This is a genomic window from Amycolatopsis sp. 505 (assembly GCF_031625235.1).
Classification (GTDB): Bacteria; Actinomycetota; Actinomycetes; order Mycobacteriales; family Pseudonocardiaceae; genus Amycolatopsis.
On sequence record NZ_JACKQP010000001.1, the window covers coordinates 617,660 to 637,475 of the forward strand.

General features: G+C 74.1%; 11 protein-coding genes. All 11 read right to left on the reverse strand.

The genetic code is table 11. The features are described from left to right. Positions 1-112: 112 nt before the first annotated feature. The 11 genes from H5965_RS03075 to H5965_RS03125 all read right to left on the reverse strand — a co-directional run bounded on the left by H5965_RS03075 (position 113) and on the right by H5965_RS03125 (position 19,779). Positions 113-1,336: a cytochrome P450 gene (locus H5965_RS03075; protein ID WP_310967763.1), complete on the reverse strand. Its 1,224-nt coding sequence runs from the start codon at positions 1,334-1,336 to the stop codon at positions 113-115. Then, entirely contained in the window at positions 1,329-2,273 is a 945-nt protein-coding gene (rifN, locus tag H5965_RS03080; protein ID WP_310967764.1) for a kanosamine kinase, read from the reverse strand. The genes H5965_RS03075 and rifN overlap by 8 nt, the downstream gene beginning before the upstream one ends. Positions 2,274-2,278: 5 nt before the next feature. Continuing rightward, positions 2,279-2,977, reverse strand: coding sequence for an HAD-IA family hydrolase (locus H5965_RS03085; RefSeq protein WP_310967765.1), 699 nt, complete (start codon positions 2,975-2,977; stop codon positions 2,279-2,281). 12 nt (positions 2,978-2,989) lie between these two features. Beyond that, positions 2,990-4,060, reverse strand: a complete 1,071-nt coding sequence (locus tag H5965_RS03090; protein ID WP_310967767.1) for a Gfo/Idh/MocA family oxidoreductase — start codon at positions 4,058-4,060, stop codon at positions 2,990-2,992. Continuing rightward, the gene (gene rifK / locus H5965_RS03095; RefSeq protein ID WP_310967768.1) at positions 4,057-5,223 is read right to left on the reverse strand and encodes a 3-amino-5-hydroxybenzoate synthase; all 1,167 of its coding nucleotides are present in this window, start codon (positions 5,221-5,223) and stop codon (positions 4,057-4,059) included. The genes H5965_RS03090 and rifK overlap by 4 nt, the downstream gene beginning before the upstream one ends. Positions 5,224-5,362: 139 nt before the next feature. Then, entirely contained in the window at positions 5,363-6,154 is a 792-nt protein-coding gene (locus tag H5965_RS03100; protein ID WP_310967769.1) for a shikimate dehydrogenase, read from the reverse strand. A gap of 19 nt (positions 6,155-6,173) precedes the next feature. Beyond that, the gene (locus H5965_RS03105) at positions 6,174-7,511 is read right to left on the reverse strand and encodes a 3-deoxy-7-phosphoheptulonate synthase class II (RefSeq protein WP_310967770.1); all 1,338 of its coding nucleotides are present in this window, start codon (positions 7,509-7,511) and stop codon (positions 6,174-6,176) included. After that, positions 7,508-8,563 (reverse strand): 3-dehydroquinate synthase family protein, encoded by a 1,056-nt coding sequence (locus H5965_RS03110; protein ID WP_310967771.1) that lies wholly within the window; start codon positions 8,561-8,563, stop codon positions 7,508-7,510. Before H5965_RS03110 ends, H5965_RS03105 begins: the two co-directional genes overlap by 4 nt. Further along, positions 8,560-8,748, reverse strand: a complete 189-nt coding sequence (locus tag H5965_RS03115; protein ID WP_310967772.1) for a hypothetical protein — start codon at positions 8,746-8,748, stop codon at positions 8,560-8,562. The genes H5965_RS03110 and H5965_RS03115 overlap by 4 nt, the downstream gene beginning before the upstream one ends. 19 nt (positions 8,749-8,767) lie before the next feature. Then, the gene (locus H5965_RS03120; RefSeq protein ID WP_310967774.1) at positions 8,768-9,544 is read right to left on the reverse strand and encodes an arylamine N-acetyltransferase; all 777 of its coding nucleotides are present in this window, start codon (positions 9,542-9,544) and stop codon (positions 8,768-8,770) included. A gap of 17 nt (positions 9,545-9,561) precedes the next feature. Continuing rightward, positions 9,562-19,779: a type I polyketide synthase gene (locus tag H5965_RS03125; RefSeq protein ID WP_310967775.1), complete on the reverse strand. Its 10,218-nt coding sequence runs from the start codon at positions 19,777-19,779 to the stop codon at positions 9,562-9,564. Between the last annotated feature and the right edge of the window lie 37 nt (positions 19,780-19,816).

Genomic DNA, 19,816 nt, shown 5'->3' on the forward strand with positions numbered 1-19,816 from the left:
GGGCCCCCGGGGGGGGGGATTCCGGGGGGGGGGGGGCGCGGGGGCGGGCGGGTCCCCCGGGGGGGGGGTGGGGGGTGGGGGGTTCTCCCCCCCCCCCCACCACCCACGACGGCTACCAGGTGACCGGCAGGCTGAACACCCCGGTGATCGTCGAGGTCACCTTGAACGGCACCGAATCGACGTCGACCGCCAGCTGCAACGTCGGCATGCGGCGGAACAGGGTGCCGAACACGATCTCCAGCTCCACCCGGGCCAGGTTCTGGCCGAGGCACTGGTGGATCCCGTGGCCGAAGGTGATGTGGTGGCGGTCGCCGCGGTGGGCGTCGAACGTGTCCGCGTCGGCGAAGCGCTCCTCGTCGCGGTTGCTGGAACCGAGGGCCAGCACCACGCCATCGCCCGCCTTGATCGTGACGCCGCCGATCTCGATGTCCTCCTTGGCCACCCGGACCATCACGTCGAAGATCGGGTAGTAACGCAGGATCTCCTCGACCGTCGAGACGATCAGGCCCGGGTCGGCCTGCAGTTCGGCGATGACCTCCGGGCGCTGCAGCAGGCCGATGGTGCCGAGGGCGATCGCGTTGATCGTCGTCTCGTGGCCGCCGATGAGCAGGTTCTGCGCCATGCCGACCAGCAGGTCGTGCGTGTACACCCCGGTGCCGCGGTTGCGGACGATCAGCCGGCCGAGCACGTCGTCGCTCGGCGCCAGCTCCTTCTCCGTGACCAGTTCGTCCAGGAACTTGTTGAGGTCGTCGGCCGCCGCCAGCTGCTGTTGCGGGGTGCTGCCCGGCAGCTGCAGGACCAGGGTGCGGTCCTGGAAGAACTCCCGGCTGTCCAGCGGGACGCCGAGCAGCTCGCAGATCATCCGCGACGGCACCTGCGTCGCCAGGTCGCTGACCAGGTCGGCCGGCGGCCCCGCGGCGAGCATCGCGTCGATCCGCTCGTCCACGATCTGCTGGATGATCGGCCGCAGCGTGTTGATCCGGCGGAGGGTGAACTCGTTGGCCAGCATCTGCCGGGGCGCGGTGTGCTCCGGCAGGTCCAGCGCGAGCAGCGACTTGGCCTGGGCGCTGAACCCCTTGCGCAGCACCTGCTGCACCGGCCGGCGCAGCGGGAAGTTCGGGTGGCTGCGGTCGGCGCTCATCCGTTCGTCGACCAGCAGCGCCCGGACGTCGGCGTGCCGGGTGACCAGCCAGGCCTCCTGCTCGGTCGGCAGCGAGACCTTGATGATCGGGTCCTCGGCGCGCAGCCGGCGGTACTCGGCGGCCGGTTCCGGCGGTGCCGGGCGTTCCAGCGGGAAGGCCACCGGGCAGCGGGCGTCGAGGGTCGTTTCAGTCATGTGTACTCCATTGTGTGACGTTCTCCCTCTCGCCGGATCCGCCGGCGATCAGGCGGGCGAGGGCCACCGCGCCGCGCAGGGAGGACAGGCCGCCCAGCGCGGCCGGTGCCAGCGGCAGCGGGGACAGTCCGGGGCGGGCCAGCGTGCCGAGGTGCGCGGCCACCCGGCCGGTCAGCGAAGGGAATCCGGCCGCGAACCCGCCGCCGAGCAGGGCGCGCTCCGGGTGGACGAGCTCCTGGACGCTCGTCACCGCGGCGGCCAGCGCCCGGGCCGTCGTGTCGATCGCCTCGATCGCCCACGGCTGTTCGCCGCGCACCGCCTCGCGCAGGTCGTCGAACGTGACGTCCGCCCCGCGCAGTGCTTCGGCGCGGCGGAGGGTCGCCGGGCCGGAGGCGAGCGCCTGGAGGCAGCCGCGGCGGCCGCAGACACACCGCGCGCCGTCCGGTTCGACGAGCACGTGCCCGATCTCGAACGAGCCGCGGCCGAGGCCCGGGCACGGCACGCCGCCGAGAACCAGGCCGCCGCCGATGCCGGTGCCGATTCCCACGTACAGCAGGTTTTCGCAGCCCGAAGCCTGTGCTTCGGCGAGCGCGCCGAGGTCGCCGTCGTCCGCCCAGGCGACGGCCGCCTCGGGAAACAGCTTGTGCAGCACCGCTTTCAAGTCGACGTCCGTCCACTCCGGACGGCTCGGCCAGGTGACGACCCGGCCGTCCGGGCCGACCGTGCCGGGCATCGCGACCCCGACCGCCTCCAGCGGCCCGCCGAGGCGGTCGCGCAGCCCGGCCACGTGCGCGGCCAGCTGCGCGAGGTCGGCCTCGGCGCGGTGCCGGGGACCCCAGCCGAACGACGTCTCCTCGACGCACGCGGTGCCGGTTTCGACGCGGAAGGCGACCTTGGTGCCGCCGACGTCGATGCCGAGGTGGTACGGGGTGCGCACGTCGGTCAGCGGCCGGGCACCGACGGGCAGAGCGCGAGCAGGTCGGCCGGCTGCCGCAGCACCACGTCCGGACCGGCGGCGAGCAGCTCGCCGATGTCGTCCGGGGGCGCCCACAGCGCGGCGGCCGAAGCGACACCGGCCCCGCGCGCGCTGGCCAGGTCGGTGGGCGCGTCGCCGATCATGATGGCCCGCTCCGGCTCGATGTCCATCAGGGTGAGGGCGTGCCGCACGATGTCGGGGGCCGGCTTGGGCCGGGCGACCTCGTCGGAGCCGATGACGTGCTCGAAGAACGGCAGCAGGCCGAGGTTGTCCAGCAGGGACCGGGCCCGCGGCCCGCTCTTGCCGGTGGCGATGGCCAGCCGCAGCCCGCGCGCCCGCAGCGTCACCAGCAGCTCGGTGACGCCGTCGAAGACCTGGACCTCGCCGGCGAGGCGGTAGCTCTCGCGGACGAAGGGTTCCTCCATCTCCAGCGGCAGGTCCATGATCCGCATGATGTCCGGGAAGTAGCGGCCGAGGTGGCGCCGGTACTCCTCGAAGGGCGCGGGGCCGTCGCCGACGACTTCGGCGTAGGCGATGGCGAAGGCCTCGCTCATCACCGCGAAGCTGTCGACGACGACGCCGTCGAGGTCGAAGATGACCGCGTGCCGGACCGGTACCGAGGGATCGGCCCCGGTGTCCGGCCGATCGACGATCGGGAAAGTCATGGAGCGCCCTCTCTACTGGTACGCCGGGACCGCGCCCCGCACCGAACCGGCGGAGGCGTAGAAGTCCTCGATCATCGAGACGATCGGCCGCGCTTCGGCGACGGCCCGGCCGCGGCTGCCCGGGTCGGCCAGCATCGCGGCGAGGTCGCTCACCTGGCGCGTGTACTCGACGCCGATCCGCTCGATCGGCACCGGCAGTTGCGTGGTGGTGCCCTCGCGGGTCACCGTCAGCACCGGCTCGGGCTCGCGGTTGGGGCTGAAGCCGAAGGTGCACCGCAGGTCCGCGGTGCCGGCGCTGCCCTCGACGTGGATCACCGAGACGTCCCGCGCCTGGTGCGAGGCCCAGCTCGCGCGCAGCGAGACCGAGACGCCGTCGTCCCGGACCAGGAAGCCGCGCGCGGTGTCCTCGACGTCGGCGGCGTCGGCGCCCAGCTGGTCCTGCCGCCAGGCCGCGCGCCAGGCGCCCGCGTTGACGAAGTCGTCCGACGTCACGCCGATGACCTGGGTGAAGGCGGCCGGCCCGAGCAGGAACGCGAGCGTGTCGAGCAGGTGCCAGCCGAGGTCGTACAGCGCTCCCCCGCCGGCCTTCTCGCGCTGGGTGAACCAGCCGCCCGCGCGCGGCACACCGCGGGCCCGGATCCAGCCCATCGCGACGTGCCGGATGTCGCCCAGGTCCGGGAGGACGTCCCGCAGCGCGCCGACGTCACCGCGGTAGCGGGCGGCGCTGCCGGCCAGCAGCATGCCGCCGCTGCGTTCGGCCGCCGCGAGGACGTCGATCTCGGCCGAGGTCAGGCAGACCGGCTTCTCGAGGAAGACCGAGATCCCGGTGGCGAGCAGCGCGCCCGCCACCTCGGTGTGCAGGTAGTTGGGCACGGCGACGACGGCGAGGTCGACGTCGCGCGCGGTCAGCGCGGACACCGCGGGGTGCGTCGGGATGCCGGTCGCCTTCGTGAACGCCTGCCGGGACGCCGGGTCGGCGTCGACCGCGGCCACCACCTCGAAGTCGGCGTGCTCGCGCAGCAGGGGCAGCCACAGCTCCCGCCCGGCCCAGCCGAGCCCGACCACCGCGGCCCGGACGCTCATGCCCGCGCCACTTCGGCGGCGATGATCTCCGCGGTCGCCTGCAGCACCGGCTCGTCGGCCAACAGCACCCGGTGGTGCAGCCAGACGCAGTCCCGGCTGATCGCGTCGGTGTTCGGGCAGCGTTCCGCGATCGCGTCGACGCTCTCGCCGGGGGCGCCGAGCTCCCAGAAGGCGTCGGTGCGGTAGATCGCGCGGAACGCGGCGAAGGCGGGCAGGCCGGCTTCGACGAGCCGGTCGACCAGCGCGTTGCGCCGCTCCTCGGTGAGCCCGGGGACGCGGAACATGGCCATGTAGTGGGAGTTGCGGTCGGCGCGCACGTCGCAGCCCTGGGGCACGACGCCGTCGATCTCGCCGAGCAGCCGGGACAGCAGCGTCCAGCGCTCGTCGCGGACGGCGATCTGCTCGTCGAGGCGGGCCAGCTGCGCGCGCAGCACGGACGCGGAGAACTCGTTGAGCCGCATGTTGGAGCCGGCGATCTTGTGCAGGTACCGGCGGTCTTCGCGGGGACGGCCGCAGCTGTGCCGGAGGAACGCCGTCTCGTACTTCTCGGTCTCGCCCTCGGGGAAGACGACCGCGCCGCCTTCGCCGGCGGTCATCAGCTTGCCGTTCTGGAAGCTGAAGGTGGCGATGCTGTCCAGCTCGCCGACGCGCTTGCCCTGCCAGCGGGCGCCGTGCGCGTGCGCGGCGTCCTGCAGCAGCGCGACGCCGGTGTCGGCGGAGATCTTCGCCAGCGCGTCCATGTCGGCGATCAGCCCGGCCATGTGCACCGGCATGATCACCTTGGTGCGCGGGGTGACGGCGGCCGCGGCCGCCTCCGGGTCGAGGTTGTAGGTGGCCGCGTCGACGTCGACCGGGACGGTGACCGCGCCGAGCCGCTGGGCCGCCTGCGAGGAGGAGATGAAGGTGAAGGCGGGCACGATGACCTCGGTGCCCGGGCCGACGCCCATGACCTGCAGGGCGAGTTCCAGCGCGTGCGTGCCGTTCGTGACCGCCAGCGCGTGCGCGGCGCCGTGGTGGGCGGCGAACTCGCGCTCGAAGGAGTTCACCTCGTCCCCGCCCATGCGCCACCACTGACCCTGTTCGAGCGCGCGGACCAGGCCGTCCCGCTCGGCGTCGTCGTACTGCGGCCACGCGGGGAATTCCGGTGCCTTTCGCGCGTTCATGGTTCTCCGAATCTCCGCTGGGGTTCGAATGGCAGAAAAAAGCCCGTGCCGTGTCCGGAATGCTGCGAAATATCAGCGTCAAGACCAGGCTAGGTCGGCCTCGGATGGCTCACATCCCCCGGCTTGGTAGTGCCGATCTTCAGCCCAGGCCGAAGAAAGCGCGGTAGGAGTCCAATTGCCCGCCGAGCATGTGGATTCCATAGTGGACGTCGTGGCCGAGGGCGGCCGCTTCGCGCAGAAGGCGGGTTTCGCGCGGTTTCATGATGATGTCGGCGACCACGCAGCCCGGCGCCAGCTCCTCCGGCCGGAACGGCAGCGGATCGTCGGGACGCAGGCCCAGCGGCGTCGCGTTGACGACGAGCTCGGCGCCCGCGGTGTCCGGCTCGGCCGACACCGACGTCCGGCCCGGCCAGTGCGCGTCCAGCCGGGCTTGCAGCGCCGTCAGTTTCGCGGTGTCCGGGTCGCACACCGCGAGCCGGTCGGCGCCCGCGGCCAGCACCGCGGCCGCGATGGCGCTGCCCGCACCACCCGCGCCGACGAGGGCGACCGGCCGCGCCTTCGGGTCGTGGCCGGCTTCGACGAGCCCGGCCACGAAGCCGGTGCCGTCGAAGTTCTCGGCGTACCACCGGCCGTCGGCTTCCCGGCGCAGCGCGTTGGCGCTGCCGGTGATCTCCACCATCGGGCTGCACCGGTCGGCGAGCCCGGCCACGGCCACCTTGTGCGGCACGGTGACGAAGATGCCGTCGAGGTTGCCCACCGCCTTCAGCCCGGCGACGATCCGCTCCAAGTCCGGCGCCGGCGCGTGCACCGGGACGAGCACGGCGTCGACGCCGAGGTCCGCGAAGAGCGGGTTCAGCAGCCCGGGCGACTGGACCTGCGCGACCGGATCGCCCAGCACGACGTACAGGCGGGTGGTGCCGCTGATGGTCATCTCGGCCTTCCCGCTGCGGCTAGCGCAGCATCTTCCCGATCGCGTGGGCGAGTTCGACCGACTGGTCGGCGTTGAGCCGCGGGTCGCAGGCGGTCAGGTAGCGGTCCGGCAGGTCGGCCTCCGCGATGCCCGCGGCCCCGCCGAGGCACTCGGTCACGTCGTCGCCGGTCACCTCGACGTGGATGCCGCCCGGGTGGGTGCCGAGCGCCCGGTGGACGGCGAAGAAGCCGGCGAGCTCGTCGGCGACGTGGCCGAAGTGCCGGGTCTTGTAGCCGTTGCCCGAGGTGCGGGTGTTGCCGTGCATCGGGTCGCACTGCCAGATCACCTCGTGCCCGGAGGCGGCGACCTTCTCCACGATCGGCGGGAGCAGCTCGCGGACGTGGGCGTGCCCCATCCGGCTGACCAGCGTCAGCCGGCCCGGCGTGCGGTCCGGGTCGAGCCGCCGCACGTATTCGACGGCCTGTTCCGGCGTGGTGGACGGCCCCAGCTTCAGGCCGATCGGGTTGGCCAGCAGCTCCGCGAACGCGATGTGGGCGCCGTCGAGCTGCCGGGTGCGCTCGCCGATCCACAGGAAGTGCGCCAGCCCGCTGGACAGCCGCGGTTCCGGCCCGCCGGTGTCCGCCGACAGGACGGCCCGCTCGTAGTCGAGCAGCAGCATTTCGTGGCTGACGTACATCTCGCTCGGTGTCCCGAATGACTCATTCGGGACGTGCGAGGTCCCCAATGAGTCATTCGCGACCTCGCGGCCGGCGAACCGGGGTTCACTGCGGTGGGACGCACCGGCGAGCGCCGGCAGCGGCTCCTCGATGCCCTCGGCGCAGAGCTTGCGGACGAGGTCCATCGCGCTGGCCGCGTGGGCGTAGGCCATCAGCATCCGGTGCGGGTCGGGGGTCCGGGCCGCGGCCGTGCACTCCGGGGAGTTCACGATGTCGCCGCGGTAGACCGGCAGTCCCAGCGAGTCGACGGTCTTGGACCGCGGCTTGGCGAACTGCCCGGCCATCCGGGCGATCTTGACCACCGGCAGGCCGGCCGCTTCGGCCAGCACTTCGCCCATCCGCTCCAGCAGGCCCAGGTTGGCCCGCAGGTGCGGTTCGGTGTTGCCGGCGAACGTCTCCGCGCAGTCCCCGCCCTGCAGCAGGAACGCCTCGCCGCGGGCGACCGACGCGAGCCGCGTGCGCAGCCGCGCGGTCTCCTCCGGCGCCACGATCGGCTCGGCGTTGTGCAGCAGTTCGACCACCGCCTCCGCCCGGGCGGCGTCCGGCCAGCACGGCTGCTGCGCGGCCGGCTTGGCCAGCGCCGCGCTCAGCCGGCCGGCCAGCACCCGGTCGGCCGCCGGGCCGGTGAGCAGCCGCTTCACGTCGCCGCCGCTTCCGTCGCCCCCACCAGGTTCTCCAGGCGGTCGCGGGGCATCGCGGCCAGGACGTCCGTGACCACCTCCGGTGGCACGTCGCTCACCAGCTCCGCGCCCCGCGGTCCGGTCAGCACGAAGGCGAGCCCGGTGATCGCCTTCTTGTCCCGGTGCATCTGGCGCACGAGCACCGCCGGGGCGACGTCCTCGGGCAGCGCGGCCGGCAGGCCGTAGTGGCGGACGACGTCGAGGTGTTCGTCCACACCGGACTGGTCGATCCGGCCCAGCGCGCCCGCCAGCCGGCCCGCGAAGACCGTGCCGATGGCCACCGCCTCGCCGTGGCGCAACGCGAAGTCCGTGGCGATCTCCAGCGCGTGGCCCAGTGTGTGGCCGTAGTTCAGCAGGTGCCGCAGCCCGGTGTCGCGCTCGTCCTGCGCGACGATGCCCGCCTTGAGGGTGACGCTGGCGGCGATCTGCTCCGGCAGCGGCAGCCCCCGCAGGCCGGGTGCGCCGATGAAGTGGCAGCGGGCGATCTCGCCGAGGCCGTTCAGCAGCTCCCGCCGCGGCAAGGTGGTCAGGTAGTCGGTGTCGCACAGCACCGCGCTGGGCTGCCAGTACGCGCCGACGAGGTTCTTGCCCGCCGGCAGGTTCACCGCCGTCTTCCCGCCGACACTGGCGTCCACCTGCGCGAGCAGGGACGTCGGCAGGTGGACCACGGCGACCCCCCGGTGGTACAGCGCGGCCGCGAGCCCGACGACGTCGGTGGTCGTGCCGCCGCCGCAGGAGACGACGACGTCGGACCGGGTCAGCCCGAACCGCGCGAACTCACCGCACAGCTCTTCCACTGTGGACAGCCGTTTGTCCGGCTCGCCGTCGCGCGCCGGCAGCAGCAGCGTCTCGACGCCGGTGTCCGGCACCCACTCCGCCGGGCGGGCCGAGACGACCACGGCCCGCTGGGCGCCGAGCCGCCGGACGACCCCGGGCAGCGAGTGCCGCACCCCGGGGCCGACGAGCACGTCGTAGGAACGTTCTTCCAGGCGTACCGGGATCGTCGTCGTCACGGCGAGGGCTCCCGCGGCTCCGGCAGCGTCAGGTAGGGCAGGTCGGCGATCCGGGAGACCGGCTCGCTGCCGTGGTGGAGGTATTCGCCGCCGTAGAAGAAGTTCAGGTAGGGGACGTAGTGCTGCCGGTACGCCGTCCGGCACAAGCCGGCGAACTTCGCCAGCAGGCCCTCTTTTTCCGTCATCGTCGTGCCTTTCCCCAGTTCAGCCGAGGTCGCCGGACAGCACCCCGGCCACCAGCGTCCGGTGTTCTTCGTCGTCGGTGATCGTGCGGACCTGCTCGCGGCCGTTCTCGACCGTCAGGTAGCGGCGCTGCCGCAGGAAGACCTGGCCGGTCGCGGTCGCCCGGCCGCACAGGGTTTCCTGCGTGTCGGTGCGGGTGGTGTCCCCGACCAGGGCCCGGAAGTTGTCCTCCAGCTCCTTCCAGTCGCTCCACTGCCGCGGTTGCGTGGTGAAGGTGTGGACGACGCTCCAGCGGGTGACCGCGCCCCGGCGTTGCAGCGCGTACCCGGTTTCCCGCTCCACCAGCCGGAACTGGCTCCCGTACTGGGTCTGCACCGCGGGCGAGACCGCCAGCGGCTCGACGTAGGTGGGGCCGGGGTAGCCGACGTCCACGAGCCAGTCGCCGCCGTCCAGGGTGACCAGGTTGAACATGTGCTCGACGTCGGTCGCGAAGGTCTCCCGGCCCTCGGCGGTGCTGCCCGCGAGCGGCGTGACGTCGTAGCCCAGTTCGGTGAGGAGCCGGTGGAACAGCCGGTTCAGGTGGTAGCAGGCACCGCCCTTGCCTTCGGCGATGCTGGTCACGAACACGTCGTCCTCGTCGAGGTCGACGACGTTCACCGCGTCCCGCAGCTGGTAGGCGAGGCTGTTGTACGGGATCGCCATCAGGTGGTGCTTCTGCAGCTTCGCGAGCGTCTCGAGGTCCACGCCGGTTTCGCCGGCGCAGCCGATCCGCTGGAGGTAGGTCTCCACGTCGAACAACGTCCATCCACCTTCTTTCAGAGCAGCTCGGTCAGGTGCGCGGCGAGCAGGGCCGGCGTCGGGTGGTCGAAGACGACGCTGGGCGCGATCTTCCGTTCGGTGCGGGCGCGCAGCCGGTTGCGGAGTTCGATCGCGGTGAGCGAGTCGAAGCCGATCTCGAACAGGCCCTGGTCCGGGTCGACCTGGTGGGCGGCGCGGTAGCCCAGCACCGCGGCCACCTGGGCGCGCACCAGCTCCAGGAGGACCTTCGCCCGCTCGGCCGGTTCGAGCCCGGCGAGCCGGCCGGCCCAGTCTTCGTCCACTGTGGACGCCGTGCGGGCCTGCTGCCGGCTCGGGCGGACCAGGCCGCGCAGCAGGTGCGGCACCTCGGTGCCGGACGCCGCTTCGGCCCGCAGGCCGCGCAGGTCGAGCTGGGCGGGCACCAGCTGCGCCGCCCCGGACCCGATGGCGGCGTCGAACAGGTCCATGCCGTCCGCGGGGTTCATGGCGACCAGGCCGCCGCGCCGGGTCATCCGGGCCCGGCCGGCTTCGTCGGTGCCGGCCGCCATGCCGCCGGTGGTCTGGTCCCACAGGCCCCACGCCAGCGACTGGCCCGGCAGGCCCGCCGCGCGCCGGTGGGCCATCAGCCCGTCCAGGTAGGCGTTGGCCGCGGCGTAGCTGCCGCTGCCGGCGCCCATGAACACCGCGGACACCGAGGAGTAGACGACGAACGCGTCGAGGTCCAGGTCGCGGCTCAGTTCGTCGAGGTGGCGGGCCGCGTCGACCTTGGGCGCGAACACCTCGGCCAGCCGATCCGGGGTGACCGTCCCGATCACCCCGGCGTCCGGGACGCCGGCCGTGTGGACGACGGCGGCCGGCCGGTGCTCGGCCAGCAGCGCGGCCACCTGGTCCCGGTCGGCGACGTCGCAGGCGGCGACCGCGACGTCGGCGCCCAGTGCGGTGAGGTCGGTGACCAGGTCCTTCGCGCCCTCGGCGTCCAGGCCGCGGCGGCTGGCCAGTACGAGCTGCCGGACGCCGTGCCGCTCGACCAGGTGCCGGGCGGCCAGGCCGCCGAGCGACCCGGTGCCGCCGGTGATCAGCACCGGCCCGCGGGTCGTGAACCCGGCGGGCGAGTCCGGCCGGGCCACCCGGGCGAGCCGCGGGATGGCCACCGTCGTGCCGCGGACCGCGACCTGGGGTTCGCCGTCGGCCAGCACCGAAGCCAGCAGCGGCGGCACGTCGGCGTCCGGCTCGACGTCGAGCAGGACGATCCGGTCCGGGTTCTCCGCCTGGGCGGCCCGGACCAGCCCCCACACCGCGGCCGCGGCCGGGTCGGTCACCACGCCGTCGCCGGCGGGCACCGCGCCCCGGGTCACGATCGCGAGCTTCGCCGCCTCCAGCCCGCCGCCGGCCAGCCAGCACTGGACGACGTCGAGCACCCGGACGGTGAGCGCCAGCGCCTCGCCCTTGCCCGCTTCCATGACGGCCACCGCCGGGGCCTCGGCCACGCCGGTCTCGACGTCGTCGGCCAGGGTCGCCACCTCTTCCGCGGTGGCGACCGGAACCCACGACGGCACCGGCGCCGAAGTGTCCACAGAGGACACCTGCGTCCAGTCCACCCGGAACAGCGAACCGGCGCCCGCCGGGCCCGCCGCCGTCGTGAGCTGGTCGTTCGAGACCGGACGGCCGACCAGGGAATCCAGCGTGACGACCAGGCCGCCGGTCTCGTCCACGGCCTCCAGGGACAGGCTGTCCCGCTCGGGCTTGGCGACGCGCACCCGCAGCACCGAGGCACCGGCCGCGTGCAGCCGCAGCCCGTTCCACGCGAACGGCAGCCGCACCTCGTCGCCGTAGGACTCGGTGTCCGCGGCGGCGCTGACCATCGTCGAGTGCAGGGCCGCGTCGAGCAGGGCCGGGTGGATGCCGAACCGGCCGGCTTCCGTGTCTTCGGGCAGGGCGATCTCGGCGAAGGTTTCGTCCCCGCGCCGCCACACCGCCCGCACGGCCCGGAACGTCGGCCCGTAGCCGTAACCGACGTCCGCGAGCACGTCGTAGGCACCGCTGATGTCAATGGGCTTCGCCTCGGGCGGCGGCCAGGCCGCGAAGTCGAACGCGGCGGTCCCCCGCGGCCGGTCGTCCGGCTGGAGGACGCCGGTGGCGTGCCGGACCCAGCTGTCGGCGTCTTCGCGCAGGGAGTAGAGGTCCACCGTGCGCGAGCCGTCCGCGCCGGGGCCGCCGAGGGCGACCTGCACGCGGACCCCGCCGCGGCGGGGCACCACCAGCGGCGCCTCGATGACCAGCTCGTCGAGCACCGGGCAGCCGGCTTCGTCGCCGGCCCGCACGGCCAGCTCGACCAGCCCGGTACCGGGGACGATGACGACGTCCCGGACCGCGTGGTCGGCCAGCCAGGGGTGCGTCCGCAGCGACAGCCGCGAGGTGAAGACCAGGCCGTCGGACTGCGGCAGCTCGACGACCGCGCCCAGCAGCGGGTGGTCGGCCCCGGCCAGGCCGAGCGAGACGGCGTCGGAAGCGGTGTCCGCGGCGCGCAGCCAGTAGTGCTCGTGGTCGAAGGCGTACGCCGGCAGGTCCGCGCGGGTGGGCGGCACGAGGGATGGCCAGTCGACGTCGACCCCGCGGACGAACAGCTCGGCCATCGACGACAGCAGCCGCCGGAGGCCGCCGTCGTCGCGCCGGAGGGTGCCGGTGACGACGGCCGTGGCGTCTTCGGTGAGTTCGGTGATCGGCTGCACCAGCACCGGGTGCGCGCTCACTTCGACGAACACGCCGTGGCCCTGCTCGATCAGAGCTTCCACGGCCGGGCCGAACCGCACCTGGCCACGCAGGTTCCGGTACCAGTAGCCGCCGTCGACGACCCCGGCGCCGGTGATCCACTCGCCGGTGAGGGTGGAGAGGAACGGCACCAGCGGCGCCCGCGCGTCGAGCCCGGCCAAAGCTTCGGCCAGGGTTTCCTCGATGTCCTCGACGTGCCGGGTGTGCGAGGCGTAGTCCACCGCGATCTGCCGGACGCGGACGCCTTGGCCGGCCAGCGTTTCGAGGGCTTCGGCGAGCGCTTCGGCGTCCCCGGCGACCACCACCGACGTGGGGCTGTTGACCGCGGCCACCTCGACCCGGTCCGCCCACGGCGCCAAGCGCGTGACGGCGTCTTCTTCGCTCAGCGCGACCGAAGCCATGCCGCCGCGGCCGGAGAGCTTCGCGGCGATGGCCTGGCTGCGCAGGGCGACCACCTTCGCCGCGTCTTCGAGCGAGAGCGCGCCGGACACGCACGCGGCGGCGATTTCGCCCTGGGAGTGGGCGACCACCGCGTCCGGGACGACCCCGGCCGCCGACCACACCGCGGCCAGGCCGACCATCATCGCGAAACTCGCGGGCTGGAGGACGTCCACCCGGTAGAGCAGCCCGGGGCCTTCGCCGCGCAGGACGTCGAGCAGCGACCAGTCGACCCACGGCTCCAGCGCGGCCGCGCACTCGGCGATCCGCTCGGCGAACACCGGGGACGCGTCCAGGAGCTCCCGGCCCATGCCCGCCCACTGCGTCCCCTGGCCCGGGAACACCCAGACGAGCTTGCCCGGCGAGCCGGACGCGGGCACCCGGCCGGTGACCAGGCCCGGCGCGTCCTCGCCGCGGGCGAGGGCGGCCAGTCCGGTGCGGGCCTCCTCGGCCGTCTCCGCCACGACGACCGCACGCTCGCCGAACCGGGCACGGCCCGGGAGGGCACCGGCGACGCCGGCCAGGGCCTGGGCGTCCAGGACATCGGCCAGCCGGGCGGCCTGCCCGGCGAGGGAACCGGCGCTGCGGGCCGTCACGACCAGCGGCACCACCCCGCCGTGGTGCGGTCCGGCGACCGGCTCGGGTCCGGCGGGCGCTTCTTCGATGATCAGGTGGGCGTTGGTGCCGCTGATCCCGAACGAGGACACCCCGGCCCGGCGGGGACGGCCGTTCCGGGGCCACTCCCGGGCCTCGGTCAGCAGCGAGACCGCTCCGGCGGACCAGTCGACCTGGCTGGTGGGCCGGTCCACGTGCAGGGTGGGCGGCATGACGCCGTGCCGCAGCGCCTGCACCACCTTGATCACCCCGGCGACCCCGGCGGCCGACTGCGTGTGCCCGAAGTTCGACTTCACCGACCCCAGCCACAGCGGCCGCTCCGGGTCGCGGTCCTGGCCGTAGGTGGCCAGCAGGGCCTGCGCCTCGATCGGGTCGCCCAGCGCCGTCCCGGTGCCGTGGCCCTCCACGACGTCCACATCGGACGGTTGCAGGCCGGCCCCGGCGAGGGCGCGGCGGATGACCCGCTGCTGCGACGGCCCGTTCGGGGCGGTCAGTCCGTTGGACGCGCCGTCGGAGTTGACCGCGCTGCCGCGCAGCACGGCCAGGACGCGGTGCCCGCGTTCGCGCGCCACCGAAAGCCGCTCCAGCACGACGATCCCGACACCCTCGGCCCAGCCCGTGCCGTCCGCGCCGTCGGCGTAGGCCTTGCACCGGCCGTCGCCGGCCAGCCCGCGCTGCTTGGCGAACTCCACGAACGTGCCGGGCGTGCCCATCACCGTGACGCCGCCGGCCAGGGCCATCGAGCACTCGCCCTGCCGCAGGGCCTGCCCGGCCAGGTGCATCGCGACCAGCGACGACGAGCACGCCGTGTCGATCGTGACCGCCGGTCCTTCGAAGCCGAAGACGTAGGACACGCGGCCCGACACGACGCTCGACGCGCCCGCAGTGCTGGCGTAGCCCTCCAGGTCGGCGGCGTCCGCGCCCATTCCGTAGCCCTGGTTGGACACGCCGGCGAACACCCCGACGTCGGCGCCCTTGAGCGAGCTCGGGTCGATCCCGACCCCTTCCAGGGCTTCCCAGGAGGCTTCCAGCAGCAACCGCTGCTGCGGGTCCATCGCCAGCGCCTCGCGCGGCGAGATGCCGAAGAAGCCCGCGTCGAACAGGCCCGCGCCTTCGAGGAAGCCGCCCTGGCTGGTGTACGTCGTGCCCGAGCGGTCGGGGTCGTCGTCGAACAGGTTCTCCAGGTCCCAGCCGCGGTCCTCGGGGAAGGGGGACAACCCTTCGAGACCGTCACGCACCAGGCGCCACAAGCCTTCGGGGTCGGTGACGCCACCAGGCAGCCGGCACGCCATGCCGACGATGGCGATCGGCTCGCCGGCGTCCACGGCGGCCACCGCCACGGCCGGCGCGTCCGACACCGTGTCGCCGAGCTCGGCACGCAGATAGCGGGCCAGCGCCGCCGGCGTCGGGTAGTCGAAGACCAGCGTGGCGGGCAGCTTCAGCCCGCTCGCCTCGCGCAGCCGGTTCCGCAGTTCCACCGACGTCAGCGAGTCGAACCCGGTGTCCTTGAACGCCGTGTCCGCGCGGACGGCCTCCGGCCCGGCGTGCCCGAGCACCAGCGCGACCTGCGTGCGGACGACGTCGAGCAGCAGCGCCTCCTGCTCCGCGGGGGCGAGCCCGGCGAGCCGCCCGGCCAGTCCCTTGTCCACAGTGGACGCCGGACGCGCCTGCTGCCGTCCCGGGCGGACCAGGCCGCGCAGCAGGTGTGGCACCGTCCCGGCGGCCCGCGTCTTGCGCAGGTCGAGCTTGACCGGGACGACGAGCCCGTCCGGAGCTGCGTCGAACAGCTCCATGCCTTCGGCGGGTGAGATGGCGAGGACCCCGCCGCGGCTCGCCCGCGCCTGGTCGGCGCCGCCGAGGTGCGCGGTCATCCCGTCGGTCTGTTCCCACAGGCCCCAGGCCAGCGACGTGCCGGGCAGGCCCGCGGCCCGGCGGTTCGCGACCACGGCGTCCAGGTAGGCGTTGGCCGCGGCGTAGTTGCCCTGCCCGGCGGAGCCGAAGACTCCGGAGGCGGACGAGAACACGACGAAGGCGTCGAGGTCCAGGTCGCGGGTGAGCTCGTCGAGGTGCCGGACGGCGTCGACCTTCGGCGCGAACACCTTGGCCAGCCGCTCCGGCGTCAGCGACTCGAAGACACCGTCGTCGAGGACGCCGGCCGTGTGCACGACGGCGGTCGGCCGGTGGTCGGCCAGCATCGCGGCCACCTGGTCCCGGTCGGAGAGGTCGCAGGCGACCACGGAGACCGCGGCGCCCTGCGCGGTGAGCTCCGCGGTCAGGTCGGTCATGCCGTCGGCGTCGGGGCCGCGGCGGCTGACGAGCACCAGCCGCCGGACGCCGTGCCGGGCGACCAGGTGCCGGGCGGTGAGCACGCCGAGCGAGCCGGCGCCCGAGATCAGGACCGTCCCGCCGGTCACGGCCGGCGCCTCCGCGGCCGCGGCGCGGGCGAGCCGCGGGGCGGTCAGCGTGGTGCCGCGGACGGCGACCTGCGGCTCGCCGGAGGCCAGCACCCGGCCCAGCGGGACGTCGCCGTCGGTGTCCAGCAGGATGATCCGGTCGGGGTTTTCCGCCTGCGCGGCCCGGAGCAGGCCCCACACCGCGGCACCGGCGGGGTTGGTCACCTCGTGGACGGCGCCGCGGGTCACCACGACCAGGCGGGCGTCGTCGGGTGCGTCGGCGAGCCAGGCCTGCACGTCCGCCAGGACCCGGCCGGTCAGTTCCAGGGGGTCCTCGCCGGTGGCTTCGAGCACCTGGACGTGGTCCGCGGGCGCGTCCCCGGTCGCCGGAACCTCCGCCCACTCCAAGCGGAACAGCGCGTCACGGTTCGCCGCCGCGCCGAGCTGTTCGGTCGACACCGGCCGGGAGACCAGCGAATCCGCCGTCACGACGAGACCGCCGGCTTCGTCCGCGGCCTGGACCGACAGCGCGTCCGGGCCGCTCGGGGCGAGCCGGACGCGCAGCGCGGACGCCCCGGCGGCGTGCAGGACCAGGCCGTTCCAGGCGAACGGCAGCACCGGGCGGCCGGGCTCTTCGGTCGTGGCCGCACCGGCCATGCCCGCGTGCAGGGCCGCGTCCAGCAGGCCGGGGTGGAGGCCGAAGCGGGCCGCGTCCGCGCGGTCGTCTTCGGAGAGCGAGACCTCGGCGAACACCTCGGCACCGCGCCGCCACACCGCCCGCAGGCCCCGGAACGACGGCCCGTAGGCGTACCCGCGCTCGACGAGCCCGTCGTAGAAGTCCTCGACGTCGACGCGCTCGACGCCGGCAGGCGGCCACGCGGTGAAGTCGAACGCCTCGGCCGCTTCCGCGGAAGCGGCCAGGAAGCCGGTCGCGTGCCGGGCCCAGACCTCGGCCCCGGCGTCCTCGCGCAGGGAATACACCTCGACCGCGCGCGAACCGGTCTCCCCCGGCGCGCCCACGACGACCTGGATCCGGACCCCGCCGTGGTCGGGGACGACCAGCGGGGCCTCGATGACGAGCTCCTCGAGGACCGGGCAGCCGGCTTCGTCCCCGGCCCGGACGGCCAGCTCGACGAGCCCGGTGCCCGCGACCAGCACGACCCCGCCGATGACGTGGTCGGCCAGCCAGGGGTGCGACTTCAGCGACAGCCGCGCGGTGAAGACCAGGCCGTCGGACTGCGGCAGCCGCACGACCGCGCCCAGCAGCGGGTGGTCGGCCGCGACCTGCCCGAGCGAAGCCGCGTCGGTGGCCTGCGCGGCCGGGTGCAGCCAGTAGTTCCGCTGGTCGAAGGCGTACTTCGGCAGGTCGACGAAGCCGGTCACCGGCGGCAGCAGCGCGGACCAGTCGACCGCTGTCCCGTGGACGAACAGCTCGGCGACCGCGGCGATCAGCGCGGTGGCTTCCGGCCGGTCGTCCCGCAGGGCCGCGACGCAGGTGACCTCGGCCGTCTCCTCGACGAGGGCGGTCAGCGCCGCGCCCGGCCCGAGTTCGACGAACAGGGAGGCGCCGGACTCCGCCGCGGCCGTGACGCCCTCGGCGAACCGCACCGGCCGCCGGACGTGCTCGGCCCAGTAGCCCGGCTCGGTGAGTTCGCCGGGTTCGGCGAGCCGGCCGGTCACGTTGGAGACCAGGGGGATTTCCGGCTCGTGCCAGGTCACGCCGGCCAGCTCGGCGGCGAACTCGGCGAGCATCGGCGCCATCCGCGCGGAGTGGAACGCGTGGGAAACCTTGAGCTGCTTGGTCTTGTGCCCGCGCTCGCGCATCCGGGCGGCGGCCGCGAGGACCGCGTCTTCGTCCCCGGAGAGGACCACCGCGGACGGGCCGTTGACGGCGGCGAGTTCGACGCCGTCGCCGAGCAGTCCGGCGATCTCGGCTTCGGACGCGGCGACGGCGACCATCGTCCCGCCCGGCGCCAGTGCCTGCATCAGCCGCCCGCGGGCCGCGACGATCCGGGCCGCGTCCGGCAGCGAGAACACGCCCGCGGCGTAGGCGGCGGTGAGCTCGCCGATGGAGTGGCCGAGCACGACGTCCGGCCGGACGCCCCAGGACTCCGCGAGCCGGAACAGCGCGCTCTCCACCGCGAACAGCCCGGCCTGGGTGAACATCGTCTGGTCCAGCAGCCCGGTGCTGGCCGGCACCGCGCCCAGCACGACGTCCCGCACGGGGTGCCCGCCCCGGCCGGCCAGGCACTTGTCCAGTTCCGCGCAGGCTTCGTCGAACGCCGTCGCGAACACCGGGTACCGGTCGTACAGTTCGCGGCCCATCCCGAGCCGCTGCGAACCCTGGCCGGGGAAGACGAAGGCGACCTTGCCCGGCCGGGCCGAACCGGTGACCACGCCGGGCGCGCGTTCTTCGCGGGCCAGCGCCCGCAGCCCGGCCACGGCCTCTTCGTCCGTTCCGGCGACGACGACCGCGCGGTCGTTCAGCAGCGCCCGGCTCGTCAGCAGCGCACTCGCCAGCCGAGCCCTCGGCGCACCGGACTCGAGGGCGTCCGCGAGGCGGCCGGCCTGGGCCGCCAAGGAGGTCGGGCTGCCCGCGGAAACGACCAGCGGCAGCGGCCCCTCGACGGCCGGTTCATCCGGGACGGTGTCCGCCTCGGGCGCCTCCTCCAGGATCAGGTGGGCGTTCGTGCCGCTGATCCCGAACGCGGACACCCCGGCCCGGCGGGGCCGGTCTTCGCGCGGCCACTCGCGCGCCTCGGTCAGCAGCTCGACCGCACCGGCCGACCAGTCGACCTCCGGCGTCGGCTCGGCCACGTGCAGGGTCGGCGGCATGGTGCCGTGCCGCAGCGCCTGGACCATCTTGATCACGCCCGCGACCCCGGCGGCCGCCTGCGTGTGCCCGAAGTTCGACTTGACCGAGCCCAGCCACAACGGCCGTTCGCGGCCTTGGCCGTAGGTCGCCAGCAGCGCCTGCGCTTCGATCGGGTCGCCGAGCGCGGTGCCGGTGCCGTGCGCCTCGACGATGTCCACATCGGACGCGACCAGCCCGGCCCCGGAGAGGGCCTTGCGGATCACCCGCTGCTGCGAAGGCCCGTTCGGCGCGGTGAGGCCGTTGGAGGCGCCGTCCTGGTTGACCGCGCTGCCGCGGATCACCGCGAGGATCCGGTGCCCGCGTTCCTGGGCCACGGAAAGCCGTTCGAGGACGAGGACGCCGGCGCCCTCGGCCCAGCCGGTGCCGTCGGCGGTCGAGGAGAAGGCCTTGGAGCGGCCGTCGGCGGCCAGCACCCGCTGCCGGGAGAAGGCCACGAACGTGCCGGGCGTCGGCATCACCGTCGCGCCGCCGGCCAGCGCCATCGAGCACTCGCCCGCGCGCAGGGCCTGGGCGGCGAGGTGGATGGCCACCAGCGACGACGAGCACGCGGTGTCGATGGTGACGGCCGGCCCTTCGAGCCCGAAGACGTAGGACACCCGGCCCGACGCCACGCTCGACGCCGCCCCGATGCCCGCGAAGGCTTCCAGGTCCGGTGTGATCGCCCCGGCGCCGTAGCCCTGGGTGAAGACGCCGGAGAAGACGCCGACGTCGCTGCCCTTCAGCGAAAGCGGGTCGACCCCGGCGTCCTCCAGGGCCTCCCACGACGTCTCCAGCAGCACCCGCTGCTGCGGGTCCATGACGAGGGCCTCGCGCGGCGAGATGCCGAACAGGCCCGCGTCGAAGTGCCCGGCGCCGCGCAGGAACCCGCCCTGGCTGGTGTAGGACGTCCCGGGGTTGTCCGGGTCCGGGTCGAACAGGCCGTCCAGGTCCCAGCCGCGGTCGTCGGGGAAGCCGGAGAGGGCGTCGACCCCGTCGGCCACCAGCCGCCACAGGTCTTCGGGCGAGGACACGCCACCGGGGAACCGGCAGGCCATGCCGACGACCGCGAGCGGCTCGTCGGCGTGCCGGGCGCCCTGCTTGCGCAGGCTGTGCAGCTCCGCCGTGACGCGCTTGAGGTACTTGAGGAGTTTCTCGTCCGTGGCCATTCCTGGGTCCTCACAAAGGTTTGCTGGGAGCGTGGGT